The organism is Listeria monocytogenes, from assembly GCF_900187225.1.
Taxonomy (GTDB): domain Bacteria; phylum Bacillota; class Bacilli; order Lactobacillales; family Listeriaceae; genus Listeria; species Listeria monocytogenes.
Window position 1 is genome coordinate 1,635,010 of sequence record NZ_LT906436.1, and the last position, 11,346, is coordinate 1,646,355.

Genomic DNA, 11,346 nt, shown 5'->3' on the forward strand with positions numbered 1-11,346 from the left:
AATGCTATCATTTTTTACTTGTGTTTATCTTACATAAGAAAATCACGAAAGTCAAGAAAATAAAACTACTTTATACTAAAAAGGTTTCAAAACGATAATTAATAAACAAGTAAGAAAAAAGAACTACCCATCTAAAATATATTTCACTTCAGAAAAAGCATGCTATTCTCTCTATTATAATGAACACTAACTTCCTTAAAAACCCTATAAAATATATGTTTTCAAATGATAATTCGCTTAAATCCCAATGATAAAAACACTCATATAAACTATGCCTAATTAACTACAATACAACTTTACAAAAGGACTTTTCAACCATCTTTATCAATTTGTGAAGTTTTTCACGTGAAACACTGGACAAACTTTTATTGATGGATTATACTAACGGTGTAATCAAATAAAACAAAAGAATACGGCAAAGCAACAAGCTAAATTTTTTTGGATTATCAGGGACGTCAAAAGTCTACTATGGACGTTTTGAGTCCCGGACAAATATTAGGAGGTTCTGGAAAATGGCAATTAAAGAAAATGCGGCCCAAGAAGTATTAGAAGTTCAAAAAGTGATTGACAGATTAGCAGACAATGGACAAAAAGCATTGAAAGCATTTGAAAGTTACAACCAAGAACAAGTAGACAATATCGTTCACGCAATGGCACTTGCCGGACTTGACCAACATATGCCCCTTGCAAAATTAGCAGTAGAAGAAACTGGACGTGGATTATACGAAGATAAATGTATTAAAAACATCTTCGCGACAGAATATATTTGGAACAACATTAAAAACAATAAAACAGTCGGAGTTATTAACGAAGACGTACAAACTGGTGTGATTGAAATTGCTGAACCAGTTGGCGTTGTTGCCGGTGTTACACCTGTAACTAACCCAACATCTACTACTCTTTTCAAAGCAATTATCGCGATTAAAACGCGTAACCCAATCATCTTTGCTTTCCATCCAAGTGCACAACGTTGTTCATCAGCAGCAGCGAAAGTTGTATATGATGCAGCAATTGCAGCTGGAGCTCCAGAACATTGTATTCAATGGGTAGAAAAACCTTCCCTAGAAGCAACAAAACAATTAATGAACCATGATAAAGTTGCACTTGTACTTGCAACTGGTGGTGCTGGAATGGTTAAATCAGCATACTCTACTGGTAAACCTGCACTAGGTGTTGGACCAGGTAACGTACCAGCTTACATTGACAAAACAGCTAAAATCAAACGTTCTGTTAATGACATCATTCTTTCTAAATCTTTTGACCAAGGTATGATTTGTGCTTCTGAACAAGCAGTAATCGTAGACAAAGAAGTGGCTAAAGAAGTAAAAGCAGAAATGGAAGCAAACAACTGCTACTTCGTTAAAGGAGCTGAATTCAAAAAATTAGAAAGCTATGTTATCAACCCTGAAAAAGGAACACTTAACCCAGATGTAGTTGGTAAATCCCCTGCATGGATTGCAAACCAAGCTGGCTTCAAAGTTCCAGAAGATACAAAAATTCTTGTAGCTGAAATTAAAGGTGTTGGCGACAAATACCCACTATCTCACGAAAAATTAAGCCCAGTTCTTGCATTTATCGAAGCTGCTAACCAAGCAGAAGCATTCGATCGTTGTGAAGAAATGTTAGTATATGGAGGACTTGGACACTCCGCAGTTATTCACTCTACTGATAAAGAAGTTCAAAAAGCATTTGGTATCCGTATGAAAGCTTGCCGTATCATTGTAAACGCACCAAGCGCACAAGGCGGTATCGGTGACATTTATAACGGCTTCATCCCTTCCCTAACACTTGGTTGTGGATCTTATGGTAAAAACTCTGTATCACAAAATGTAAGTGCGACTAACTTGCTGAACGTTAAACGTATCGCGGATCGGAGAAATAATATGCAATGGTTCAAACTTCCACCAAAAATTTTCTTTGAAAAATATTCCACTCAATACCTTCAAAAAATGGAAGGCGTTGAACGCGTATTTATCGTAACTGACCCAGGAATGGTTCAATTCAAATATGTTGATGTTGTAATCGAACACTTGAAAAAACGTGGCAATGACGTATCTTACCAAGTATTTGCTGACGTTGAACCAGATCCATCTGACGTAACAGTTTATAAAGGTGCAGAACTAATGAAAGACTTCAAACCGGACACAATTATCGCTCTTGGTGGTGGTTCCGCAATGGATGCTGCCAAAGGTATGTGGTTATTCTATGAACACCCAGAAGCTTCATTCTTCGGCTTGAAACAAAAATTCTTAGATATTCGTAAACGTACTTTCAAATATCCTAAACTTGGTGGAAAAGCAAAATTCGTCGCAATTCCAACAACAAGTGGTACAGGTTCTGAAGTAACACCTTTTGCGGTTATTACAGACAAAGAAAATAACATTAAATACCCTCTTGCTGACTACGAATTAACTCCAGACGTTGCGATTGTCGATGCACAATATGTAACTACTGTTCCAGCACACATTACTGCTGATACTGGTATGGACGTTTTAACTCACGCAATTGAATCTTATGTATCCGTAATGGCAAGCGATTATACTCGTGGATTATCTATCCGCGCAATCGAACTTGTTTTTGAAAACTTACGTGAATCTGTTCTTACTGGTGATCCAGATGCGCGCGAAAAAATGCATAATGCTTCTGCCCTAGCTGGTATGGCGTTTGCAAATGCGTTCCTAGGAATCAACCACAGCTTGGCACACAAAATTGGACCTGAATTCCACATTCCTCACGGTCGTGCGAATGCAATCCTTATGCCACATGTTATTCGTTATAACGCACTTAAACCTAAAAAACATGCGTTATTCCCAAGATATGAAAGTTTCCGTGCTGATGAAGATTATGCTCGTATCTCTCGTATTATCGGCTTCCCTGCTGCAACTACAGAAGAAGGCGTTAAATCACTTGTAGATGAAATCATCAAACTTGGTAAAGATGTTGGTATCGACATGAGTCTTAAAGGACAAAATGTTGCTAAAAAAGATTTGGATGCTGTTGTAGATACTCTTGCAGATCGCGCATTCATGGACCAATGTACTACAGCCAACCCTAAACAACCTCTTGTAAGTGAACTAAAAGAAATCTACCTTGAAGCTTACAAAGGTGTTTGAAACTAGCTAACTTGTCCACCATTAATATATAAAGTTAGAAGAAAGCGCAAGTCCATCCCAGGGCTTGCGCTTTCGCTTTAGTACTAAAATTAGTATAATGGAACAAGAATGGAGTTGATTCAATGATACAAGCAACGGTTCCCTACTTTACTTTTGACGGGGAGGCCACAGAAGCACTAGATTTTTATAAAAAAGTGTTTCAAGCAGAAATTACGCAAATGCATTATTTTCACGAAACGGAAGGATTCTCTGGAGATAAAAAACAAGGAGAACGAATCCTCCATGCAAGACTGGCGAAAGATGAGAAAGATTTATTTTATTTCTCTGATACGGTTGAAGGCGAAACAGACGCGGGCAATCGCCTAGCACTTGCGGTGAATTTTAGTTCCGAGGCAGAATTTGTACAGGCTTTTGTCCTACTTTCCAAAACTGGAACCGTCGAAATTCCGATTCAAAATACATTTTGGGGAGCAAAATACGCGAAAGTAATCGACCACTACAGCATCGACTGGCATCTCAACTTAGAAAACGAGTCTACTACTAAAGTATGATTTTTTCCCGTCCTCTAGCCGAATGTAATTAGAACTAAAAAATAGTACAATTTTAGTAGTGAGAGAAAAAAAGGAGTGAGTTCATGACTGAGACAGTTTTAAAATTAGAACATGTCACGAAAAAAATCGGACAAAAAAATATTGTCCACGATATCAGCTTTGACATACATAAAGGAGAAGTATTTGGTTTACTCGGCCCAAACGGTGCTGGTAAAACAACTATTATCCGCTCTATCGTTGGCTTAATTCGTCGATCAGAAGGTACCGTTTTTATTAATGGTAAAAATGTCGACACAGAATATAAAGCAGCGATTTCAGAAGTAGGTGCTATTATTGAAAATCCAGAATTTTATATGTATATGTCTGGATGGGCAAACTTAAAGCAATTCGCACGCATGAGTCAAAAAAACATTACCGACGAACACATTCGTGAAATCGTTGAACTTGTAAAGCTTACTGGCGCAATTAATCAGAAAGTAAAAACGTATTCTCTCGGTATGCGTCAACGTTTAGGTGTTGCGCAAGCTTTAATTCATAGTCCTGCTTTACTTATCTTAGATGAACCAACAAACGGACTTGATCCACAAGGTATGGCCGAATTCAGAACGCTGATTCGCGATTTAGCAACAAACGGCACTTCTGTTTTAATTTCCAGCCATTTACTTAGCGAGATCCAACAAATCACAGATCGATTCGCTATTATTAACAAAGGTGTTTTAACGCACATCGAAAAAATGAGCGACCTTATTGAAAATCATGTTGCCGCTTATAAACTAAAAGTCAGCGATCCCGTAGCAACTACAACCGTTCTCGCTACACTCCCAGTCAAGCTTGTTGCTCAAAATGAGGATCTATTCAAAATCGAAGTAGCTCACGAAGATGTACATCTAATTGCTCGTGCACTTATCCAAGCAAATATTGATTTATTAGAAATGGTTCCACTTCAAGCCTCCCTTGAAGAACGATTCCTCGAATTAACTAAAGGTGGAGGTGCAGAAGTATGATAGCATTAGTAAAAAATGAATTTACCAAATTATTTTCCAGAAAATCAAGTTGGATTATGCAAATCGTCTTATTTGTAGCAGTTTTAGCTCTTGCTCTTCTAATGTTTTTTGTTAGTAAAATAGATACTAGTGGTGTTGAAGGCGGCGATGCAAGCAATGCCGGAATTACTGCTTATTACGATGATAAAGGTGCCCCGGTTAGCGAAGAAGAATATTGGAACTCCGCAGATAAAGATGGTACTCCTACGTATAAATCCGAAACGTTATCATTAACTGATTCCGTTGCTTACTTAAAAACACAAGAACAAGCGGCTCCAACAAAAGAAGCCAAAGAAACTATCCAAAAACAAATAGATTTTTACCAGGCTTATGTTGATGCAGATGAAAAACCTGCTAGTAATTCTGCTGGTATTTCAAGCGCAGATTTCTTCGCTTCATTAGGTAGCTCTGGAGCCGTTGCGACAATGCTCGTTGTTGTTGTAGCAAGTATCATCGTTGCAACAGAGTTTTCCGGTGGGACAATCAAACTTTTACTGACACGTCCTTATTCTAGAAGTCAGATACTATTTTCAAAATACGTAATGTGCATCGTTTACAGCATTATTAGCTCTATCACATTACTTGTAGCTAGCTTTATCTTTTCATTTATTCTACCAAAACAATCTATTTTCATGCCGCTCTCCCCTTCAACGGGTGCAATGACTGCTTTCGAACATGCGTGGATGCTACTTGGTACGAACTTCTTACTGATGATCGTATACGCAACTATTGCTTTCTTCTTCTCATCTGTCGTTCGTTCACAAGCACTTGCAGTTGGTGTCGGCGTTGGTGTACTATTCTCTGGTGGAATTATTCGCCAATTACTACCTCTCGCTATCGAAAAATACGATTGGATGAAATGGATTATCTTCAACTTGCTTAGCCTAAACGACACAGTTGGCGGTTCTAAAATCGCTGGTGGCCTAGCAGATTGGCAAATAATCGCCGGTCTAGGTGTTTATACAGCGATTATCCTTTTCTTCACTTTCTTCTTATTCAAAAAACGAGATGTCGCTTTAAGTTAATATTAAAAAGGCTGTCCGCATTGGACAGCCTTTTTTTAATGCCTAATAATTTGAATTTTATCGGTCTGATTTGTATCAATTCTTGCAGTTCCACCGATTGGGAATGTTGCAATTGGCTGTGTATGCCCAAAATCTGCACCAGATATAACAGGAATTTTTTGTAATGCTGTTTTTGTTTCAATAATATACGCTAATTTCTCCGCCGTCATCGCTGTCTTTTGTTGGAAACGACCGATTACCATCCCTTCTATCTCATCTGCACCAGGTTGACTAAGCAGCGATTCCAAATCGCGATCGAATGTTTCTGGAATAGTCATAAAATCATCTTCAATAAATAAAATTGTCCCCGCCAAGTTAGGCATGTATTCGGTTCCTTGGAGTAAATTAAGCGTGCATAAGTTCCCGCCAATGATGATTCCTTCTGCCACTCCAGGTTGCATAACGACTAGTCCTTCATTCGGGATGAAATTTCGATTCTCTTGGTCCAAATACCATTCGTCGTCACTCCATGTAGCACTTTCTTTTAACGCAAATGGTTCTTTTTGTAATAAACAATCACTAAATGATTCCATTACATAATCCAGACCTTTTTCCATGGAAAAACTTGAAAAATGCGCACCAGAATAAGTAATGAGTTCCGTTTGTGTATAAATAGCCGTTGCTAAGGCCGTGATATCGGAAAAGCCACATAAAATTTTAGGATTTTCCGAAATTAAATCATAATCCAAATACGGCAACAATTGATTGCTATTAAAACCGCCAATAATCGTCAAAATCGCTTTTACACTCGAATCATTAAAGGCTTCATGGATATCAGCAACTCGCGAACGAATGCTTGAACTCATCATGCAATCCATTTCTGCCACATGTTCGCCAAAAGTGACTTTAAAACCCATATCAGTTAGGCGGTTAACGGCAATTTCCACTTGATTGTCAGCCATAATGCCTATAGAACGACTTGGTGCAATAATCCGAATTTCATCACCTTGTTTTAATTTTGCTGGAATCACTTAGTAGCCTCCCTATTTAACGTATGGAATGGACACGAAAGCAAATGGTCGTCAAGAATGCCAATTGCTTGTAAATAAGAATAAATAATCACGGGGCCCACAAACTTAAAACCACGTTTTTTTAAATCTTTACTAATTTTTTCCGATAGTTCTGTGCTAGCAGGTACTTGTCCCATGCCTTGCCATTTATTAATAATACGCTCATTATTTGTAAAACCCCAAATATAGTTTGCAAATGAGCCGAATTCAGCTTGGACTTTTTGCGTAGCTAGGGCATTTGTACGAACTGCTTTTACTTTAAGACGATTCTTCACAATAGCCGCTTCTTCGACAATCGTCGCCAGCTCATCGTCCGTTAAGAGTGCACATTTATCAATATCAAAGTGAAAAAAAGCTTCTTGATAGGCTTTTCTTTTATGTAAAATTAATCTCCATGAGAGTCCAGCTTGTGCTCCCTCTAAATTGAGCATTTCAAATAAATATGTGTCGTCTTTACTCGGGACACACCATTCTGTATCATGATATTCTAATTCAAACGGGTCATTAATCGACCAAGGGCAACGTAATTCTTCAGACAAAGCGAGTTCCTCCTATATAGTTAAAATGTAATGCACACTGATTAAAACAGCCACAAATAGGCCAATACAACTCCAAATTAGCCTTTTTTCTCTCCATTGACTAACTGCTACTGCAATACTAAGTGCCAAAAATAAAAAGAGCAGCCAGTTCGGGACATCAGGTCGATAGTTGCTCGTGAAAATAAGATACCCTACTACTACTGCAATTATTCCAGTCACTATAAAACTGATCTTCTGATACCTCATTCGCTCAAGCCTCCTATAAACCAATGATAAAACATACGTTCTGTTTTTGCAAGTAAAAATAAAAAGAGGCGAACTTTTTTGCCCGCCTCTTTTTACAAGTTATTTCAATTTGCCACGTAGGACCATTGGTAAAATCCCGCCGTGACGGTAATAATCGATTTCTACTTCTGAGTCAAAGCGTGCAAGCGCATCGAAAGTAATACTTGAGCCGTCTTCACGGATAGCTGTTACTTTTACAAGGTCTCTTGGAGCTACATCTTCACCAATTTCCACTTGTAAGCTTTCTGAGCCAGTTAGGCCTAAGGTTTCTGCATCTTCTCCTGGTTGGAATTGGAGCGGTAAAACACCCATCATAACGAGGTTAGAACGATGAATCCGCTCGTAGCTTTTCGCAATAACTGTTTTAATTCCTAGTAAGTTCGTTCCTTTGGCAGCCCAGTCACGTGATGATCCCATCCCGTAATCGTCACCAGCAAGAATGACTAAACCAGTGTTATTTTCGATATATTTTCTAGATGCGTCATAAATCGACATCACTTCGCCAGTTGGCCAGTAAGTCGTATAGCCGCCTTCAGTTCCTGGTGCGATTTGGTTTTTGATTCGAATATTCGCAAATGTTCCGCGCATCATAACATCGTGATGACCACGACGAGAGCCATAAGAGTTAAAATCGCGAATCGCTACGCCTTGTTCTTGCAGGAATTTTCCAGCTGGCGTATCTTTGCCGATTGCTCCGGCTGGTGAAATATGGTCGGTTGTAACGGAATCACCAAATTTACCAATAATACGTAGTCCAGATAATGCTTCCACTTTACCAGCTTCTTTTGCTAAATTGTCAAAGAATGGCGGATTCGCGATATACGTAGAATTTTCATCCCATTTGTATAGGGCGTCTTCCGTTATTTCGATTGCATTCCAAGCTTCGTTTTCATCAAAAACATGGGCATATTGTTCACGGAAAAGTTCTGGAGTTACAGTTTCTTCTACAAGAGCCTTCACTTCTTCTGAACTTGGCCAAATATCGTCTAAGAAGACTTCTTCGCCATTATTACCGCGTCCGATTGGTTCGGTTAGCATGTCGACATTTGTTGTCCCAGCAAGCGCATAGGCAACGACTAGTGGTGGTGAAGCTAAGAAGTTTGCTTTCACAAGGGCATGAATTCGTCCTTCAAAGTTACGGTTACCACTTAATACTGCAGAAACGAGTAAATCGCTATCTTGGATTGCTTCTTCAATTTCCTCTTTTAATGGACCAGAGTTACCGATACACGTCGTACAACCATAGCCAACAAGGTCAAACCCAAGTTTTTCTAAATATGGAAGTAAGCCGGCTTTTTCCAAGTAGCCTGTTACAACTTTGGAGCCTGGCGCCAAGGAAGTTTTTACGAATTTTGGTACTTCTAAGCCTTTTTCGACTGCTTTTTTAGCAACTAAACCAGCGCTTAACATAACGTATGGGTTAGAAGTATTCGTACAACTTGTAATAGCCGCGATTGCAACCGAACCAGTTTTCATAGTGGATTGATCGCCATTGCCAAAAGTAACGGTTACTTCTTTGTCTAAGGCTGATTTATCTAGTCCGAAACCTTGGTTGCCTGCTTTGGCAGTAATCGATTCGCGGAATGTTTCTTTCATTTTCGAAAGAGGGATCAAATCTTGGGGACGTTTTGGCCCCGCCAAGTTTGGTTCAATCGCAGAAAGATCGATTTCCACTGTTTGCGTGTAGTTTGGTTCTACTTTTTCCGGAGTGAAGAATAAATCATTTGCTTCTAAATAAGCTTCTACTAATTCGATTTGTTCTTTGTCACGGCCAGTTAGTTTTAGGTAGTTAAGCGCTTCTTTATCGACTGGGAAAAATCCACAAGTTGCGCCGTATTCTGGAGCCATATTCGCAACGGTTGCGCGGTCAGCAAGTGGTAGTGTCGCAACACCCGGACCATAAAATTCAACAAATTTACCTACTACTTTTTGTTCCCGTAAGACTTGGGTTACTTTTAAAGCAAAATCAGTTGCTGTTGCGCCGTTTGGTAAAGCACCTAGCAATTTCACACCGATAACTTCTGGAATTGGGAAGTAAGAAGGTTGACCGAGCATGCCAGCTTCTGCTTCAATACCGCCAACGCCCCAACCTAAAACGCCAATACCGTTAATCATCGTTGTATGGCTATCTGTTCCGACAAGCGAGTCTGGGAAAGCTACAAATTCGCCGTCTGCTACTTCATTCGCAATCACGACGTTTGCTAAATACTCTAAGTTAACTTGGTGAACAATACCCGTTGCAGGTGGAACAGCACGATAGTTATCAAATGCTTTTTGCGCCCAATTTAAAAACTGGTAACGTTCCATGTTACGTTTGAATTCAAGTTCCATGTTGATTTTAAGTGCTTCTGGATTCGCATAGCTATCCACTTGTACCGAGTGATCGACTACTAAGTCAACTGGGATTTCCGGATTGATTTTTTCTGGATTGCCGCCAAGGTCCGCCATTGCTTTACGTAAAGAAGCTAAATCAACGACTGCTGGAACGCCTGTGAAATCTTGTAAAATAACACGGGCTGGTTTGAATGGTACTTCGCCTTCGTTGCCATCTTTAGACCAATGGGCTAAGTCTTCTACGTGTGAGTCCTTAATTACTCGGCCATCTGCTTGCCTTAATACTGATTCAAGTAAAACACGTACAGAATAAGGTAATTTCTCGATGTTTGTAAGCTTGTCCTCTTCTAAGGTTTTAAGTTTGTAATAATGATACGTTTTGTCGTTCAGCTGAAATGATGCTCTTGCTTTTTCTTTCCAATTAGTCATCCACGTTTCCTCCTTCAATTCTTGAAACGATTGGTCTCTCTCATCTATTGTACTTAAAAACAAGCGATAAGTAAACAAAGAGAATCTGCTATAATTTGATAACTTTTTCTTATAATAAAAAAATGAATGACAACGAGTGCCATTCATCTGTACTTTAAACACCTAAATTGGTTAACGCTTGTTCTAAAGAGCCAAATGATTCGAGTTTGGAAATGTTTGAACCAACTTGGATTGTGCGCTGAGCGAAACTTGGTTGCATACCAGAAAGTATTGGTACTAAGCCAATTAATTTAAAAGATTGAATCATATCCTCCATATGTTTGGTTGCGAAATCATCTTTTAATACTGCACTTGAAAAATCAATGACAATCGTATCTAAATTCAGCTTATCCGCAGATTCTACTGCTTTCTCTTTCATAAAATAGCCTCTATCATCATCTAAACTACCAACAATTGGTAAAACGCCAATAGAATCATTTATTGGAATAATTCGCGTGGATAATTGAATGATTTCTTTTCGCTGAGCCGCTACTTGATTTCTATTTTCTTGCATAAATCCTTCTAACAATTGTTGTTGAATCGACGAAAGCGTATCTTTTATAGCAAGCATAAATTGGATAATGTCAGCATCTGAATAGAAAACATTCTCTGTTTCTTTCCATTTGACTAAGCTAGTGATAATATATTTTTCGACTTCACTCATATGTTGATGGATTTTTCTAATATCGGTTTTATCATTGAAACGCCTTTTACCGATACTTTCAAAGTCGCGTTCCTTCACACCAGTTATTACATCAATAATCATCCCACATGATGCGGTACTCAGCGCACGAATGGAGACTTCCTCTTCCCCGCTACTAAGTCTTAATTTAAATTCATCCGTTTCAATATAATAATTTTCATAAAACATATTCACTAATTCTGAACGACGACTAATCAAAAATTCCTTAATTTGCATAAACTTCTCCTTTTTTCACC

At 38.7% G+C, this 11,346-nt stretch carries 9 protein-coding genes and 1 other annotated feature (1 of these 10 only partly in view); of the genes, 4 read left to right on the plus strand and 5 right to left on the minus strand.

Annotated elements, in window-relative coordinates; all coding sequences use genetic code 11:
* Positions 1 to 11 (minus strand) — a binding site (T-box leader) (it extends 231 nt beyond the left edge of the window).
* A 501-nt stretch (positions 12 to 512) separates the two neighbouring features.
* The 4 genes from lap to CKV70_RS08320 all read left to right on the plus strand — a co-directional run bounded on the left by lap (position 513) and on the right by CKV70_RS08320 (position 5,732).
* Entirely contained in the window at positions 513 to 3,113 is a 2,601-nt protein-coding gene (lap, locus tag CKV70_RS08305) for an adhesion-mediating acetaldehyde/alcohol dehydrogenase LAP (protein WP_003733217.1), read from the plus strand.
* Positions 3,114 to 3,235: 122 nt separating this feature from the next.
* A complete protein-coding gene (locus tag CKV70_RS08310) occupies positions 3,236 to 3,664 on the plus strand; it encodes a VOC family protein (protein WP_003724040.1) in 429 nt (142 codons plus the stop codon).
* 83 nt (positions 3,665 to 3,747) lie between these two features.
* Complete coding sequence (locus tag CKV70_RS08315; protein ID WP_003733218.1) at positions 3,748 to 4,668, plus strand: ABC transporter ATP-binding protein; 921 nt, start codon at positions 3,748 to 3,750, stop codon at positions 4,666 to 4,668.
* Complete coding sequence (locus CKV70_RS08320; RefSeq protein ID WP_003724042.1) at positions 4,665 to 5,732, plus strand: ABC transporter permease; 1,068 nt, start codon at positions 4,665 to 4,667, stop codon at positions 5,730 to 5,732. Before CKV70_RS08315 ends, CKV70_RS08320 begins: the two co-directional genes overlap by 4 nt.
* Before the next feature lie 35 nt (positions 5,733 to 5,767).
* Here CKV70_RS08320 and CKV70_RS08325 read toward each other — a convergent pair whose 3' ends face one another.
* The 5 genes from CKV70_RS08325 to CKV70_RS08345 form a co-directional block, all read right to left on the minus strand.
* Positions 5,768 to 6,742 (minus strand): S66 family peptidase, encoded by a 975-nt coding sequence (locus CKV70_RS08325; RefSeq protein ID WP_014600879.1) that lies wholly within the window; start codon positions 6,740 to 6,742, stop codon positions 5,768 to 5,770.
* Positions 6,739 to 7,320, minus strand: coding sequence for a DNA-3-methyladenine glycosylase I (locus CKV70_RS08330; RefSeq protein ID WP_003733220.1), 582 nt, complete (start codon positions 7,318 to 7,320; stop codon positions 6,739 to 6,741). The genes CKV70_RS08325 and CKV70_RS08330 overlap by 4 nt, the downstream gene beginning before the upstream one ends.
* Positions 7,321 to 7,332: 12 nt before the next feature.
* Positions 7,333 to 7,566, minus strand: coding sequence for a hypothetical protein (locus CKV70_RS08335; protein WP_003733221.1), 234 nt, complete (start codon positions 7,564 to 7,566; stop codon positions 7,333 to 7,335).
* A 99-nt stretch (positions 7,567 to 7,665) separates the two neighbouring features.
* Positions 7,666 to 10,368, minus strand: coding sequence for an aconitate hydratase AcnA (gene acnA, locus CKV70_RS08340; RefSeq protein WP_014600880.1), 2,703 nt, complete (start codon positions 10,366 to 10,368; stop codon positions 7,666 to 7,668).
* A 154-nt stretch (positions 10,369 to 10,522) separates the two neighbouring features.
* Entirely contained in the window at positions 10,523 to 11,326 is an 804-nt protein-coding gene (locus CKV70_RS08345; RefSeq protein ID WP_014600881.1) for an STAS domain-containing protein, read from the minus strand.
* Between the last annotated feature and the right edge of the window lie 20 nt (positions 11,327 to 11,346).